This is a genomic window from Mesorhizobium sp. J428, from assembly GCF_024699925.1.
In the GTDB taxonomy this organism is placed as follows: domain Bacteria; phylum Pseudomonadota; class Alphaproteobacteria; order Rhizobiales; family Rhizobiaceae; genus Mesorhizobium_A.
The window spans coordinates 1,227,196-1,243,506 of record NZ_JAJOMX010000001.1; the positions used below are offsets into that span (position 1 = coordinate 1,227,196).

12 protein-coding genes and 1 pseudogene are annotated in these 16,311 nt (G+C 64.0%); 11 read left to right on the forward strand and 2 right to left on the reverse strand.

Annotated features, from left to right (window positions below; genetic code table 11):
• Positions 1-94: 94 nt before the first annotated feature.
• From LRS09_RS29980 to LRS09_RS29990, 10 genes and pseudogenes are all read left to right on the forward strand, one after another.
• Positions 95-706, forward strand: a complete 612-nt coding sequence (locus LRS09_RS29980; RefSeq protein ID WP_308240284.1) for an FHA domain-containing protein — start codon at positions 95-97, stop codon at positions 704-706.
• A gap of 5 nt (positions 707-711) precedes the next feature.
• Positions 712-1,167, forward strand: coding sequence for a type VI secretion system-associated FHA domain protein TagH (gene tagH / locus LRS09_RS29985; RefSeq protein WP_308240285.1), 456 nt, complete (start codon positions 712-714; stop codon positions 1,165-1,167).
• A gap of 476 nt (positions 1,168-1,643) precedes the next feature.
• Complete coding sequence (tssL, locus tag LRS09_RS06125; protein WP_257804919.1) at positions 1,644-2,795, forward strand: type VI secretion system protein TssL, long form; 1,152 nt, start codon at positions 1,644-1,646, stop codon at positions 2,793-2,795.
• Between the two features lie 28 nt (positions 2,796-2,823).
• A pseudogene (gene tssM, locus LRS09_RS06130) lies at positions 2,824-4,827 on the forward strand (type VI secretion system membrane subunit TssM); the annotation flags it as partial.
• A 43-nt stretch (positions 4,828-4,870) separates the two neighbouring features.
• The gene (locus LRS09_RS06135; protein WP_257804920.1) at positions 4,871-6,370 is read left to right on the forward strand and encodes an ImcF-related family protein; all 1,500 of its coding nucleotides are present in this window, start codon (positions 4,871-4,873) and stop codon (positions 6,368-6,370) included.
• Between the two features lie 173 nt (positions 6,371-6,543).
• A complete protein-coding gene (locus LRS09_RS06140) occupies positions 6,544-7,326 on the forward strand; it encodes a PP2C family serine/threonine-protein phosphatase (RefSeq protein ID WP_257804921.1) in 783 nt (260 codons plus the stop codon).
• A 3-nt stretch (positions 7,327-7,329) separates the two neighbouring features.
• A complete protein-coding gene (locus tag LRS09_RS06145; RefSeq protein ID WP_257804922.1) occupies positions 7,330-9,429 on the forward strand; it encodes a serine/threonine-protein kinase in 2,100 nt (699 codons plus the stop codon).
• Between the two features lie 152 nt (positions 9,430-9,581).
• Positions 9,582-9,947: a DUF1036 domain-containing protein gene (locus LRS09_RS06150; RefSeq protein WP_257804923.1), complete on the forward strand. Its 366-nt coding sequence runs from the start codon at positions 9,582-9,584 to the stop codon at positions 9,945-9,947.
• On the forward strand, positions 9,944-11,488 hold the full coding sequence (locus LRS09_RS06155; RefSeq protein ID WP_308240286.1) for a hypothetical protein: 1,545 nt from the start codon (positions 9,944-9,946) through the stop codon (positions 11,486-11,488). Before LRS09_RS06150 ends, LRS09_RS06155 begins: the two co-directional genes overlap by 4 nt.
• A complete protein-coding gene (locus LRS09_RS29990; protein WP_308240348.1) occupies positions 11,397-12,308 on the forward strand; it encodes a M23 family metallopeptidase in 912 nt (303 codons plus the stop codon). Before LRS09_RS06155 ends, LRS09_RS29990 begins: the two co-directional genes overlap by 92 nt.
• Before the next feature lie 6 nt (positions 12,309-12,314).
• Here LRS09_RS29990 and LRS09_RS06160 read toward each other — a convergent pair whose 3' ends face one another.
• Both LRS09_RS06160 and LRS09_RS06165 read right to left on the reverse strand, forming a co-directional pair.
• Positions 12,315-13,505: a caspase domain-containing protein gene (locus LRS09_RS06160; RefSeq protein ID WP_257804924.1), complete on the reverse strand. Its 1,191-nt coding sequence runs from the start codon at positions 13,503-13,505 to the stop codon at positions 12,315-12,317.
• Between the two features lie 145 nt (positions 13,506-13,650).
• Positions 13,651-15,432 carry an OmpA family protein gene (locus LRS09_RS06165; RefSeq protein ID WP_257804925.1) on the reverse strand — a complete coding sequence of 594 codons (1,782 nt, stop codon included), beginning with the start codon at positions 15,430-15,432 and terminating at the stop codon, positions 13,651-13,653.
• Between the two features lie 423 nt (positions 15,433-15,855).
• Here LRS09_RS06165 and LRS09_RS06170 point away from each other — a divergent pair, with 423 nt between their 5' ends.
• The gene (locus LRS09_RS06170; RefSeq protein ID WP_257810137.1) at positions 15,856-16,122 is read left to right on the forward strand and encodes a rhodanese-like domain-containing protein; all 267 of its coding nucleotides are present in this window, start codon (positions 15,856-15,858) and stop codon (positions 16,120-16,122) included.
• Positions 16,123-16,311 lie beyond the last annotated feature (189 nt).

A 16,311-nucleotide genomic window follows, 5' to 3' on the forward strand; every position in this document is an offset into this window, starting at 1 on the left:
ACCCGTCCGCGTATGTGCCGAATTCACACTGTCGCCGCGTCGGGGGATGCTGCTACAATTATCCGGACGCCGTGAGTTGAGCGAGGCGCACGCGATGGACATTCGTCTGACGATCGGGAATGTCGAGCGGCTGCCGGACGGTAGCCCGACAAGCTTTTCGGCACGGGACCGCAGCTTCCAGATCGGCCGCGATGGCGGCGACTGGAGCCTTCCCGACCCGCAGTTGATCATCTCGGGCCGGCACTGCGAAATCCGCTTCGAGAGGGGCGGCTTCTGGCTAAACGACCTGTCTCGCAACGGCACTTTCGTCAACGGCTCCAACCACAGACTGGACGGCGTCCACCTGCTCAGGACGGGTGATACGATTCGCATCGGTCGATACGTGATCAATGTGTCGATCGAACAGGAGCGGGAAGGCTTCGCGGGCGCGGCCGACTATCCGTCCGGGAATAGACCGCCGGCACCCCGCCTGGAAGATCCCGCAAGGAATGCGCCTTTCTTCCCCCCGCGTGAGACGCAGGCCGCCGGACATTCGAGAGGGTCCCTTCAGTTGCAGTCCGGGCGGCAACTGCTTTCCGGCAATTCGACTCCCGCGACCGATCCAGCCGGGCTTCTGCGCGAGATCGCCGTCGGCGCAGGGATCTCACCCGACACGTTCACGCAGCGCGATCCGCATGAAGTGGCCGAGGAGATCGGCGCCGACTGAGGATCGTGGTCGACGAGCTCGCCTCGATGCTGAAGGCCCGCGCGGCCGCGAAAGCGATGGCCAAGAGCAGCCAGCAGACGATGATCAGCAGCACGGGCAACAACCCGCTCAAGTTCGTCCCCGGAGCCGAGGAGATGCTGGAAAAGATGTTCGGGCGTCGCAGCCCTGGATACCTCGACGCGCGGCAGAGCCTTGCAGAAGCGTTCCGGGATCTGAAAACGCACGAGATCGCAACCTATTCGGCGATGCAGGCGGCACTTGCGCGACTTCTCGACGACATCTCGCCTCTGACCATCGAAACCCGTCTCGCATCGTCGTCCTTCACCTCGAGGAAGAGCCGTGCCTGGGACGCCTTCGTCGCCGCTTGGGAGGCCAAGGAACAGCGGCATGAAAACGGCATGCTGGACGCATTCCTCGACTATTTCAGCGAAAGCTATTCAAAGGCGGCGAAGGCGAAATAGTGCACTTTTGCCTGCCGCGAATTTGCTATCTTCGCTTTATTCTTATTATCTTCGTCCCGGTGGTTGGCCATGAGGCCTTGCTTAGCCGAACCCGAGCGGCCGATTCGATGCAGGCGTCGCGATGAGTTCGAAGGATGATCCCTTCGGCCCCGATGGGAAGACAGTCGTAAAGCCGGCTCCCGCGCCTGGCCGGCGCGCTGGCGTTGACCCGGCTCGTGCGCCCTCCCGCAATCGCAAGGCGGATCCTACTGTCCTGCTGCCGAAAGTGGAGCGGCGGCCGGCCAGGGGCGCGGCGATCCCCCGGACGATGCTTGCGCGGGACCAGCCGGAAAGGTCGTCCGCCGACGAGAGCCACGCTCCGACGCTCGACCGGCTGTTTCAGGCAAATGACCAGGTCGACTACAGAATTGCCAATCCGATGCTGGCCGGCGCGGCTCCGGGCATTTCTGCTGCTTGGCCATCTCCGCCAGATACCCGTGGAGGTGCAGCCAGACAGGCTCGCGGCCCACCTCGCGACCATGATGCAGGATTTCGACCGTAGGATCGCCCATGCGGGCGTCGGCGAGGCCGACGGACGCATCGCGCTTTACGCCCTGTGCGAAACCGTCGACGACATCGTCCAGAATCTGCCGGGATTCGGCCGGTCCGAATGGATTCCTCAGGGCATGCTGTCGCGCTTCTTCCACGCCGATGCGGCGGGTGTCGGATTCTTCGACGCCCTGAACAGGATTCTTGCGGATCCGGAAGACCAGCTCGATCTGCTCGAATTCATGCATGCCTGCCTGTCACTGGGCTTTGAAGGTCAGTATCGCCATGCGCCGGACGGCGCCGCCGGCCTCGATCGGGTGAGGCGTGACGTCTTCGAGACGCTCCGCTACTTCCGACCACCACCCGGCGACGACATCTCTCCTCAGTGGCAGGGCGTACCGATCGGCCTCGCAAAGCCGCGTGCGCGCGTCCCCCTGTGGGCCGCCGCCGCCGCGGCCTGCGCGCTTGTCGCAGGCGGGTTCTTCGAGATGCGCAACCTGGTTACCGATGCTGGCGAGGCGATGGCGGCCGCAATTCTGGATCTCGATCCGCCGCGGCCGGTTACGATCCAGCATGTGAGCCAGATGCCGGCCTTCGAGGTGGAGCCCGCGCCTGTCGCAGTGCCTGCGGCCGCTGCATTGCCGCGCCGGGATGAGCAGCTCGAGAGGGTCAGGGCAGCCCTGTCGGCGGAGATTGCCGCGGGCAAGCTGACGGTCGACGCCAGAGGCCAGTTCATTGTCGTCAAGATCAACAATCTTCAACTGTTCCCGCCTGGCCGGGCGACACTGAAGCCGGATTTCGACGCATTGGCAGGCCCGATCGCCGCGGCATTGTCCGCCGAGCCCGGCTCAATCCGGATCGTCGGACACACGGACAGCGAGAAACCGGGACGCGGCAGCGCGTTCAAATCCAATTTCGACCTGTCCGTGGCGCGCGCTAGGGCGGTCGAGAAACTGCTTTCGCCGCGGATCGCGGATGCCGGCCGTATCGAGGTCGAAGGCAAGGGCGAGGACGAGCCAATCGCCGACAACGCGACTCCTGACGGCCGCGCCAGGAATCGGCGCGTCGACTTGATGATTGCGCGCGAGGACGTCCGATGAGGCGCGCGCGGGTCTGCGGAACGCGCCGATGATATTGCTGGCCCGCCTCTTCGGCGTCGTCGCCCTGGCAGGCTTCGGGGCCGCGGTCTGGTATGCGGGACCCCTGATCAGCTTCAACGACCAGCGGATACTGGAAGGCAACGGAACTCGCCTTTCCATCATCGGCGCCGCAGTGGGACTGGTCGCGGTGTACTATGCCTTTCGCTATTTGCGCGAGCGCAATGCGCAGAAAGCGCTCGAGTCAGCGATAGCCAGCGGCAGCGAAGCTGAAAGCGATTCGCAGGTGCTCGAAGAACGGATGGCGCAAGCCATCGAGGTTCTGAAGACTTCATACGGAAGTCGAAACTTCCTCTATGAGCTGCCCTGGTATCTGATCATCGGGCCGCCCGGTGCCGGCAAGACGACCGCGCTGGTCAATTCTGGTCTGAATTTTCCGCTGGCCGGGTCGGGCGCGGCGCAGCCGGTCGCCGGCGTCGGCGGCACGCGGTACTGCGACTGGTGGTTCACCGAAGACGCCGTGCTGATCGACACGGCGGGCCGCTACACCACGCAGGACTCGGACGCGCGCAGGGACAAGTCGAGTTGGCTCGCCTTTCTTGGCAGCCTCAAGCGGCATCGTCCGACTCAGCCTTTCAACGGGGTCATCCTGGCGATCAGCCTGCACGATCTGATGACCCTGGATGGCCAGGAACTTGGCGCACATGTCACCGAGATCCGAAATCGCCTTCAGGAGATCCATGATGTTCTAAAGATCGAGTTCCCGGTCTATGTGGTGTTCACTAAGGCCGACCTCATCAGCGGCTTCATGGAGTATTTCGCGGCCTTCGACGAGGCGCGACGCAAGCAGGTCTGGGGAACCACGTTCCAGACCGACGATCGCACGCGCAATATGGTCGCCGAGGCGCCAGCCGCGTTCGATTCCCTCGTGGCGCGCCTCTCAGAGGATCTGCCCGATCGCCTGAACGACGAATCCGATCCGCGGGCGCGCATCGCGATCTTCGGCTTTCCGATCCAGTTCGCCAGCCTGAGAGACCAGGTCACGAAATTCCTGAGAGGCGTGTTCGACCCGACGCGCCACCACATCGACGCCTCCCTGCGCGGCTTCTATTTCTCCTCGGGGACACAACAAGGGACGCCGATCGACCGGCTCCTGGGTTCCATGGAGCTAAGTTTCGACGCGCCCGGACAGGCACGGATGTCCGGCACAGGCAGGAGCTTCTTCCTGCACGATCTTTTGAAGCAGGTCGTCTTTCCTGAGGCAGGCTGGGTGTCGTTGGACAGGCATGCACAGCGCCGCATCGCCCTCTCCCGCTACGCCGCACGCGCCATCATAGGACTTGTGACCGTAGCGGCGCTTGGTGCGATCGGATGGAGTTTTCTGAACAACCAGGCGCTTATCGCCTCGACTGCACGATCGGTGGACCAGTTCCGTTCCTTGGCCGCCCCTCACCTGGCCGCCGCGACGGTTGCCGACACAGAACTTGCAAACGTCATCGGGGCGCTCGATGCGATACGGGAACTTCCCGTCGGATATGGCTCGCGTGACGTGGACACGCCCGTGACCGAAACGTTCGGCCTCAGCCAGCGCGCGCGGCTGCAATCAGCGTCGGAGACGGCATACAGGCGGGCCCTCGAGCGCATGCTGAGATCGCGTCTCCTGCTCCACTTGGAACAGGTGATAGACCAGGTGAAGGGTGACGCCGGCCTGGTCTACGAGCCGCTGAAGGTCTACCTGATGCTTGGTGGAAAGGCACCGAAGGCCGACAGCGCACTCGTCATTTCCTGGTTCGTCCGCGACTGGGAACAGAACCGTTATCCCGGCTCGACGAATAGGTCGGGGCGCGAAAATCTGGAGAAACACCTGCGGGCCATGCTGGAGCTCGACGATGAGTACGAGCCGGTATATGCGCTGAACCAGCCGCTGATCGAGGCCGCGCAACGCTCCTTGGGTCAATTGACACTCGCCGAACGGGCGGGTGCAGTCGTTAGGTCGGTCTACCATTCGGCCGACCGGTTCGATTTCTCGATCGCGCAGAACGCCGGCAGCGAAGCGCGACTTGTCCTGGCCACGACCGATGGAAGCAGCCTCTCGGCCCTTCGGGGTACCCGGCATATACACGCCCGCGGGCTTCGACACGGTGTTCCTGGAAGAACTCTCGAAAGTCGCGCAGAACCTCGTCGAGGACCGGTGGGTGTTCGGGGCGGGCGGCGCCCAGGCGGACATCGATTCCGAGCTGCAGCGCGTCGGCCCCGAACTGGTGGACAGATATGCAAAGGAATATGTCGCGGCTTGGCAGGCTGTGCTGGATAAGTTGAAGCTCAGGGATATGGCGGCCGCCAAGCCGGAATACCTCGCCCTGTCGGCAGCGGCATCGCCCGACTCGCCCATCGTTCGCCTGTTCGAAGCCGCCGCGGAGGAGATGGTGCTGACAGGCGAGCGGACAGCCGATGGGGGCGACGCTACCAGCAGCCCGGGCGAACTGGCGTCGCAGACGGTGGACCGCGCGCGGGGACTGGCACGGATCGGTTTGAAGTTTGCCGCCCTGAAATCGCAAACCCGCGCCGGATCCGGCTCGGGCGCGACCACCGAGGCGAACCCCGTCGCAGCGATCGAGGCGCAGCTTCGGCCCTTCGTTGCTATGGTCAGCGGGTCGGCGGGCCAGCGACCGATCGACGTTCTGACCCAGAACTTCCGCGATATTCTTCAGAGCCTTCGGCTGGCGGATTCGATCGCCAGTCAGAACGATCGCACAAGCGCCAACCTCCGGCTGCAGATATCAAACCTGCGCGCCAATGCGTCCCGACTTCCGAGACCGATGTCGCGAATGGTCCGCGCCGCCGCCGACGAACTCGAGGGACAGTCGTTGCAGGCGTCGATCACCCAGCTTAACCAATCGCTCGGCCAATTGGCGGCGGCCTGCACCGAGGCGATCGCCGGCCGGTACCCCTTCGTCGCGGATAGTGCGGAGGACTTGCCACTGCAGGATTTCGCCAAGGTGTTTGCGCCAGGCGGTCTGATCGATTTGTTCTTTGCCCGGGAACTCTCGTCGCAAGTGGACATGAGCGGTGCTTCGTGGCGGTGGAAACAGGATGCGCGGCTTGCACGGGAATTCTCCGAGGCCTCGCTCAAGCAGTTTCAACTGGCCTCGGAGATTCGCGACACGTATTTTCCGGCGCGGCAACCGCTGCCCTCGGTTCAATTGACGGTGACGCCATTTTCTCTCCACGGCGAAGCGGACATGGCGCGGCTGGATGTCGACGGGCAGGTCGTCGAGAGCCTGCACACCGGCAGTTCTCCGGTGCAGATCACTTGGCCCGGAGATTTGCGAACCGGTTCGGCGCGGCTCAGCCTGAGTCCTGAGCTCCCCGGACGAGAGTCGGCACTCGGCTTCGATGGCCCGTGGGCACTGAAGCGGCTGCTGGATCGCGCGACAGTGTCGCAAAACGGCGCCAATCTGGAGCTTCGCTTCCTGATCGGGGGGCGCGATGTCGCGTATGTTCTCGACGCCGGAACGGCCGCAAATCCATTTGCGCTGCCCGCGCTTTCGTCATTCAGCTGTCCGCTGCCGCCATGAGGGCAGATCGGGATGCCCGGCATCTTCCCGGCTGGTCGCACATGGACGCGGAAGCTGCGCTTGGCCGGACTTCTGATTCCGGTGTTCTCTTGGGGAATGATGTGGCACACTCCTCGCCGCATCGGTGTGAAACCCCGTCGAAGAGGGGCGCCTTCGTCGGCGCTGACAGGTCGATGGACGACGTTGCCCTGCCATTCGAGAGCTACGGGCTCAGCCATCGTGGCCGCGTGCGCGAGCACAACGAAGACAATTATCTCATCCTGCCGCGCAGCGGCCTGTGGCTGGTTGCCGATGGCATGGGCGGGCATGAGGCGGGCGAATTCGCCTCGGCAACGATCGTGGAGCATCTCTCGACGATCGGGATCGCCTCGTCTGCGCCCGATCTGCGGGCGCGCTTCGAAGACCGGTTGATCGGTGCCCATGACGAGATACGTGAGACCTCCCAGCAGCATGGCGTGACGATCGGGTCCACCGTTGCCGCCCTCCTCGCCATGGACGGACGCTTCGCATGCCTCTGGTCCGGCGACAGCAGGGTCTACCTCGTGCGCCACGGAGTGATCTCGCAGATCTCGCGCGATCACACAGAGGTGCAGGAATTGCTGGACCGGGGTGTGATCAACCACACAGAAGCACAGGACTGGCCGCGCAAGAACGTCATCACGCGGGCGGTCGGTGTCGGCGAGGACATTGTCATCGATTACCAGCACGGTGAACTGCAACCGGGGGATATTTTCGTCCTCGGCACCGACGGACTGACCGCCCACGTGTCGGACGACGAAATCGAGACGGTGGTGAATTCGACCGGCGCTCAGGCGGCTTGCGAAGCGTTGCTGTCGAAGGTTCTCGAACGGGGCGCAACGGACAACGTGACCGTGGTGATCGTGCGCGTCCGGGACGAGCTGGCACGGCTCCAGACCGCAGGTCCGGTCAATCCGGACAGAGGCACGGGGACCTGACGCATGGACGACAAGACCCGCATCTCACCGGATCCTGGAGCCGCGGTTGTCGGCCCCGGAACGCAGCTGAGCGGCATCTTCGAGCTTGACGAACATATTGCCACCGGCGGCATGGGCGAAGTCTATCGGGGCCACAATATCGAGACCGGCGACAAGGTGGCGATCAAGATCGTTCTCCCCGAGTTTGCCCGCGATCCTACGATCCTGGCGCTCTTCCGCAAAGAAGCATCGATCCTCAACCATCTGTCGCATGACGCGATTGTTCGCTACCACGTCTTCACCGTGGATCCGCGCCTCGGCCGGCCGTACATGGCTATGGAGTTCGTCGACGGGGACGCGTTGTTCGACGTCATGCAGCGCGGTCCGATGTCGAAACCGGACGTCTGGCAGCTGTGCCACCGCCTGTCGCAGGGTCTCGCGGCTGTGCATGACGCGGGGGCGGTGCACCGCGACCTGTCGCCCGACAATGTGATCCTTCCCGGCGGCCGGGTCGATCGGGCCAAGATCATCGACTTCGGCATCGCGCGATCCGCACATGTCGGCGGCGAGACGCTCATCGGCGGCAAGTTCGCAGGCAAGTACAATTTCGTTTCGCCCGAGCAGTTGGGCCTGAACGGCGGCCAGGTCAGCGACAAGTCGGACATTTACAGCCTGGGGTTGGTCTTGGCGGCGGCGCTACGCGGCAAGCCTCTCGAGATGAGCGGGTCGCAACTTGAGATCATCGAGAAGCGCCGCGCGGTCCCGGATCTTGCCGAGATCGACGAGGATTTCCGTTCCATCCTCGGCGCCATGCTGCAGCCCGACCCGAAAGATCGTCCCAGCAGCGCGGAACTGGCGATGCTGATCGGCGTCGGCGCATTCAAGTCCAATGTCGCCGCAAGCGCCAGGGGCGGCGGGCACGATTCGCATCCGCCATCCGGCGACGGGTTAAAGGACAGCGACGACAAGCCCCGCTTCGTACCGCACAGGCCGCCGGCCCTATCGCCGAAGCCGCGCACTGCTCCTGCCCCTGCGCGGACGTCCGCCCAGCCGAGGCCGGCGGCGGGACGCCGAACTGGGCTGTTCGCAGCCATCGCCGCAGTCCTGGTTCTGGGCGCTGCAGGCGCATACCTCACCGGTCTGGTTTCGTTTGGAACACCGCGAGGCGAGGCCGAACCGGAAACTCCGACCGCAGTCCTGACCCCCGCGCCCGCGGATCAGGCTCCGGCTGATCCGGGCAAGCCGAGCGACGCCCTGTCGCCCGCTGCGGAGACGCCTCCTCCGGCCGCGGCCGAACCGGTGAACCCGGATCCGGATTCCGCAAAGCCGCCTTCCGTATCCGAGCCGGAAGCGCCAGCCTCGACCGAGCCGCCTGCCACTGTGGCGGACGAACCCGTGCAACCGCCTGCTGCGCCCCAGTCTGACACTGCCTCAAAGGAAGAGATTGCGGCGCTGCCAAAGACGCCGGAGCCCGTTCCGCCTCCAACTGTCGATCCGGTCAGGGCTATTGCCTGGATCAGAGACCATCAGGAAGGAAGCTGCTTCTACGCCAATGCCGCCGTCGCGGAACCTGGTGCGGTGACGATCTCGGGTCTCGGGACCGCGGCCGCTCCGCTTGATCGAATGGCGGCAGCCTTCGAGGATACGTTCAAGCTACGCCCGACGCTTCACATGCAGGTGATCGAGCCGACGCAATGTGCCGTGACCGATTTCCTCAAGGCGGCGCCCGCCGGCGACCTGAACCAACTCAGGCTAACGCTCGAGGAGGCGGCCCTGTCGAACGGATCGCCTTTGGCCGGCGCGCTTCGCACCGGAGGCGGTCCCGGCACGGTGCTCTACCTCATCGACCACAAGGGTATGGTCTTCAATCTCACCGAGAGGATCGACGCGCTGTCGCCGGAGGCGGCCTTCAGCATTCCGATCGCCCTCAGCGCGGCGGACAACGCCGCTGGACGCGTGGCGCCGCAATTGCTGGTGGCGATCACTGGTACCAGGGGTATCGACGCGGCGTCGTTCACGCGACCAACCCCGGCTGCGGAACTGTTCCCGCGAATCCGCGGCGAGATCGAAGCTAAGGGCAAGGCGCTGGCGGCAACCGCGCAGTATTTTACCCTTGGCCAGTAGGCTCGTTGGCGATGTGGTCGAGCCGTGACCTCCCGTGGCTTCCGTTGTCAACAGGCAGGATGCGCAGTCCGACCGAGACGGTCCTCCGCCGGCCCATGCGGTTCTGGATGAGGGCTTTCCTCATACTCGTTGGCTCCGCGATCCCGGCATTAATGACGGGCAGCGCGCGCGCGGAATTCACCGTCTGTAACCAGACCCTGGACGTGGTGAACCTCTCCGTGGGCCAGGATGTCGGCGGCACGTTCCAGACCGACGGCTGGTGGACGGTCGGCGCCAATCAGTGCGTCGACGTCATCCGCGAGGAACTGTCGAACCGCTACGTCTATGTCTACGCGACGGACGTCTTCGGCCACGCGATCCTTGAGGGATCGACCGGCATGTGCGTCGAGAAGCGGCGCTTCACGATCCGCGGCGTCGACGACTGCTGGCAGCGCGGCCATATCCTCGCCCGCTTCCTCGAAGTCGACACGCTCGAGCAGATTCGCTGGACGTTCTTCCTGACCGGACGCGATCCGTGAAACACCAGATCGACCCCGGCTTCAGGCAGAGGAAGCAGTCCTTCGCCGCATGGAAGCGTCAGGCGCGCCTGCGCCGGATCTATATGGGTGTCGCCGGCCTCGTTCTCTGCGCGGCCGGGGCGACCGCATATCTTGTTCGTGACAACTGGATGCCGCGTGACGATCTCGACGAAGAACTCCAGGTCACCGAGGGAATCGAGGATCTGCCGTCCGATGCTCAGGTCTACGTGCCGGCCATCGTCGACCTGCCTGGCGATCCGATGTGGATCACGCTGTCACACGACCCGACGGCGGTGGCGCGGAACAGGGTGATCGATCGGCCCGATGCCCTCGCCGAGAGCGGCGTTCCCGCAAAACTCGAAGCTCTGACCGACGAAATGCTGAGTTCGAGCGAACAGTTCATGACGACGATCCCCTCCAATCAGGAGGATTTCGCCTTCTTCCAGGCGCAGCGCTCGGGCGCGACCGTCGCGGTGCAGGAGCAGCAGGACCAGCCGGCCATACCCGCCGGTGAGATGGAGGAAGATGCCGGGACTTCGCCTGACGCCGATCTCGACGCAGGCTGGGACGACTTGCAGCAAGGCGACGGCGAAGCCCTTCCGACCTTCAAGAAGACCGAGATCGAGAACAACACGACGGTCGCAACCGTCGTCCAGGAGGCGCAGCGCTTCGAGGCAACGGAAGACACGTTCGTGCGCATCCTCGGCACCCGCACCCTCGAGAGCGTTGCGCTCGATGCGCGCTTCAGCCGGGAAGACGCCAGCCTCGCCTCGGCGGCGCTCAAGTCGGTCTTCGGCCGCGAACAACTCGAACAGGGCTTCGTGGTCGCGATGCGCGGCTACCGCCCGCGCCGAGACGCGCCGAGCCTCTCGCTGATGCAGGTCTCGGTCTACGCCAGGAACACTTACGTCGGAACGCTGGTGCGCGGGGACTCAGGCGGCTTCGAGGCGGGCGTCGATCCCTGGGTGTCCAACGACCTCTTCAACTATTCCGGGCTCCCCGACCAGGATACGCTGAAGCGCCAGTACCGCCTGCTCGATGCCATCTACTCGACGGCCGTGCGCAACAACGTGCCGCCCCGCGTCATCGGCGAGGCGATCATGCATTTGTCGCGCGGCAACGACCTCAACCTGTTCGCCGACGAGAGCGATCGGCTTGTGCTGATCTATTCGCAGGAGCCGCGCTCGAAGGACAAGATGACCGGACGGGTGCTCTATGTGGCTACATGGCAACAACAGGAACCTCGACTGCTACGTCTATCGGCAGCCGGACGGCGAGTTCACCTGTGCAACCGGCGCCGGTCAGGTCCAGTCCGTGGCCGTCGCGAGCGGCATGGCGACGCCGGTCAACGGAGTTCTCACATCGACGTTCGGGCCGCGCAAGCACCCCATCCTCAAGACGGTGCGGCTGCACAAGGGCGTCGATTGGAAGGCCCCCGTCGGGTCACCGATCTTCGCGGCCTTCGACGGGCAGGTCATCTATCGCGCCGACAGCGGCGGATACGGCAATCTGGTCAAGATCTCTCACGCCGGCGGGCGTGAAACCCGCTATGCTCATATGCAGCGCTTCGCCGACAACGTCGAAGTCGGGACCAGCATCAAGGCCGGCACCGTGATTGGCTACGTCGGCACGACCGGATTGTCGACCGGCCCTCACCTGCACTTCGAAGTCTACCAGGACGGCACAGCGATCGACCCTCTCGGCAATGTGATGGTCGCCGCCAGGTCTCAGCCCAACATTGTCGTTGCGCAGACGAGCACGTCCGACGCCGAAGCTGTGCAGATCCTCACCAATCGCATCATCCATGTCGAAAGCGGCGGCAGCGCCACAGCCAAGAATCCCAACTCCTCGGCGACCGGCCTCGGCCAGTTCATCTCGAAGACCTGGATCCGGATGATGAACACCTACCGGCCCGACCTCGCCCGCTCACTATCCACGACGGAACTGCTGGCGCTCCGGTTCGATCCGACGATCTCGCGCGAGATGGTTGCGAACTTGGCGCGGGAAGGCGAGGCCTACCTTAAACAGCGCGGGCATGCGATCACTGCCGGACGGCTCTATCTGTGTCATTTCCTCGGCATGGAAGGCGCGCATCTGGTCCTCTCGGCGGCGAAGACCGAGCCGCTGATCAACGTCATCGGCGCACAGGCAATCAACGCCAACGGTTTCCTGATGGGGAAGGATGCAGCCTACGTGATCGACTGGGCAGAGCGGAAGATGCGGGGAGCCAAGGCTACAACGCCCGTATCGTCGCCGCAGTCGCCCCCCACCGTAATCGCCGATCGACCCCTGTCGCCCGAATTCGAGAGGTTCAAGACGGCCGTCGGCGAAATCGTCAAGGCCCTGGACGACAGCATCTGACTCCGCCTACTGGCAGTCGTTCTTCGCCCACCTGCTGAGCGCAACCTTGAAGCGGGTGCCCAGCGGATGCTCGAGCCGCAGCACCGATGTATCCGCAGTGACATAGGTCTTGGCTTGTTCGCAGAGCCGCTCCTTGGTCCACTGGTGGCAGGCGCTGCAATGATTGTCCCAGACCTTCTTGTCGAGGCCCTCGACCGGACTGAAGCGCGGCTTGCCCTGTATGAGCATGGCGAAGCTCTTCCCGTCGATGGCCGGATCGCCGAACTGTACGGGGATATCGAAGAAGATGGCGCTGTCGGTGGCGAGGTCGGGGATCTTGGCTCGCAGCGCCTCGATGGCCGCCTGATCCTGAGGTGGCCCGGGCGCTGCGGTCTGCGCTGGGCCGGGCGGCGCGGGCGCTTCTTCGCCCAGGATCAGCGGAGCCTTGAGGTCGACGGCACGAAGCACGACATCGCCATCGAGCGAACTGACGACCAACGGCTTCTGTTTGCCGCCGGTCGCAGCCTCGACATCGGTGGCTGCTTTCCTGACCGCATCGGCGATCGAGATGTTCGCCGTCCCGATTGCGGCCAGCAGCGCGCCGGAGAACGGCGAGTGATCGCCGACGACCTCCTCCACGACCTGATTAGGTCCGCTGGCCGATGCGATCAGCGTGCCGCGGCCACCGGCGGGCGCCTGCACCTCCGCAAGTCCGAGCTCCGCATTCCCACCCGCATTGGACAGCCGGTCGGCAAGTGGATTGGCGAGACTCGCATCCAGGAAAACCAGCCGCGCGCCGGTCTCGCGTGACATCTGGCGCAGGATGAAATCCAGCTGGACCGCCTCGAAATCGAGCGACGTGTCGTCCTTGAGTTCGGCGTTCACCGGGATCAGATAATTGGCATCGGAGAGCTGGAGGGCGTGCCCGGCGTAGTAGAACATAGCTATGTCTGCGCCGCGAACCTGTCTTGCGAACTGGGCTATCCTCGCCTCCGTCTCGGAGGTCGTGAGATCGAGGCCGACGATGACTTCGAAGTCCAGTTCCCGCAGCTTGTTGGCGATCGACTCGGCGTCGCGGACCGGGTTCAGCAGCCTCGGCGTATGATGATAGGCGGCGTTGCCCAGCACCAGGGCAACGCGCCGCTCGGCGCTTGCGACCGACGCGGTCGCGAGACACGCCGCAACGGAAACGAGAAGCCAGCAGATCAGACGTGTCATCAAATGCTGGCAAGTCACCGGCCGCGTCCCTTCCTCAGTTGATGCGCTTGACGACCTGGAATTCGATGCGCCGGTTCAGAGCCTTGTTCTTTCCGGTGTCGTTGGGCGCCACTGGCTTGGCTTCGTCCTTCAGCACCTGAGAACTCTATTCGCACTGATCTGTGCCAGGCAATCCCTTGTTGGCTGCACTGCAGAAGGGGCTGTAGTAGCAATAGCCGTTCTGGGCGCGCCTGGCTCCCGGGGGGCAACCATCGCGAACCGGCGCAACCCGCCTCGTGACCTTAGCCGGCTCGGATGCGCGCACACGTTTCGGCTTCTCGACCTTCGGCGGTATCTTCACGATCTCCTTCCTGGCCGTTACGTCGGCGCATAGGCCTTTCTTCGAGAGCTTCTGACCGGGCGGGCAGGCGATCGCGACGCACTGGCCATCTTCTTCGACTTCTCCAGGACCGCAGGCCAATGGGCAGACACGGCCGTCCTCGCCACGCAGGCGGCCGAGCAAATCCGGTTGGGGCTCCGCCAAAACCAGCTTCAATCCCGTTCGCTGAGCGTAGTCTTTCAGACCGTCTGCGCTGCTCGCGCCCCAATCGCCATCCGCCTTGCCGTCCATGCAGCCGACACGGATTAGTTCCTGCTGCATCGATCGCGCAAGTTCGACGAGTGCGCCGTCGGGCGAGGTTTCGGAATTTCCTGCGGGCATCCCACCGTCGGTTCCCTCCGCCGTTTGGGTTGCGCCGTTGGTCGCCGCCGCGCCCATCCGCTTGATGACCTGAAACTCTATGCGCCGGTTCAGCGCCTTATTCTTCACGGTGTCGTTGGGCGCCACCGGCCTGGCCTCGCCGTATCCAGCCACCGTCAACTGAGCATTCGGAATTCCGCTGGCGACGATAGCCTCGGCGACAGCCCTGGCGCGGCGTTCGGACAGGCGCTGATTGGATTCGTCCGCGCCGTCGGAGTCGGTGTGTCCCGAAACCTCGATCTGAAGGTCGGGGCATTTGCTGACGACATCAACGACCGCGTCGAGCAAAGGCTTGCTCGCGGTGTCGAGCTGCGCGCTTGCTGTGCGGAAGTAGATGGCACCGGTGCGCGAAATGACCTCGAAGCGGTTCACGCATTCTTCCTTGCTGAACGATGCTTTCGAGGCGTCGGTCGCGACCGGTCCGACATCGGCCGTCGGCGGTGCGGCAGCCGCCACCGCCGAGGGTGCTGCCGAGCCTTCGGCATTGAACACGAAGTCGAACGAGACGGATGCCGTCGGGACGATATTGGTGACGTTGGCCGCAGTCTGCAGCTTCTCGATGTTCGGCAGCAGTCCAAAGTCCGCGACGTTCACCGCCACGGGGCTCTCCGAAGCCACGGAGACCATGTCGTTGGTAATCATCGTCACCACGACATTGGCTTCAAGGGTCTTGTCGACGCCGTGCAGATTGAGAACGAAAGGCAGCTTGGATGTCATGCGCCGCTTGGACGGCAGTTCGGCAAAGGCGGCCGGATCGACCTTCGCCGTGACCTCCGCTTTCGGGAATTTGAAGGTTTCGAAGAACAGGAAGCGCATCCGCACATTGCGCAGGTCGATGCCCGTATCGACGGAGTCGAGGTCGAAAACGACTTTCGCCTGTCCGTCCTGCGTGAGCGTCCCGGCGATGTTGCGGATGCTATTGGTTTCGACGACCGTGTTCTTCTTCACCGACTGGTAGGTCAACTTCGACGCAGCGGCGTTGAGGATCCAGTCCTGCGCATTGGCCGTACCGGCGCTTGCAGCGAAGGCCACCACGGCCGCGACGCGCAGCGCGCGAAGAACGGCGCGCGACGAGGGGTTGGAAAGAATGCGCCAGGCTTGCGGCATATTGACCTCCAACGACCAATCCGATGCCGGGTCCCACCGGCATTGCAACAGCAAGGATCGACAGGAGAATAGCTCAATCACTCATGACTGGCGAGCCTTACGTTACGACAACTGCAATTGCGATGTCGCCAGATCAATTGTCGGTTACCTCGCTCTCCTGAACTGCACCCGGTTGTTGGATCCGCGGCAGGCACTTCCGGGTTACGAGGCTCAAGACGGGAGCCGCCGACGAGCCTTTCAAAAGTGATATCGGCGGCCTGTTGCCAATCGCGCTGTGGGGTCGAACGGTGTTGTAGCCCGATGCGTCGCGCCGGTCTCGTTACCTCGGAGTGGGACGGGAAGTTCGTGAATTATCGTCTCGCGGACGACGGCGTGCTTGATGCCTTCGCCGCCATCCGATCCGTTGCGCAAAGACACTCCGCTGAGGTCGAGAGGGTCGTGCGCGGCTGGTTCGACCACCGGGACGACATGGAACCGATCTTGCGCGAGGAACTGGCGGCCCGAATGAGTGACGGCGCGGTCACCGTCATCGACGTCAACCCGCCAGACGAGTACGCGCTCGGACATCTTCCGGGAGCCATCAACGTCTCCCTTCTCAGCTTGAGGCCAGCGCGGAAGGATTCGACCCAGGCGGGAAGTTGTTGCCTATTCCCGAGGGCCTTGGTGCGTAATGTCGTTCGAAACCGTTGCCGCCCTCCGCCGCAAAGGGCTGCACGAGTGCAGGCTGCAGGACGGCCTCCCCGAGTGGAAGGCAGCGGGCCTCGCCGTTGAAGCTAGCGCTTGATCGAATGTCTGCACGGCGCCCTTCCCACCTGAAACCGACTGTCCGGATGCGGCCCACTCCGGTCATAGGCGCCCGAGACGAACGTCAGAGCCGCGCTCCTGGTCCATTTCAGAGGCAGACGAAGCGACCATGGTAACGGATCGTGGGCCATCCCGCCGATCCGCGTTCCGGTGTGC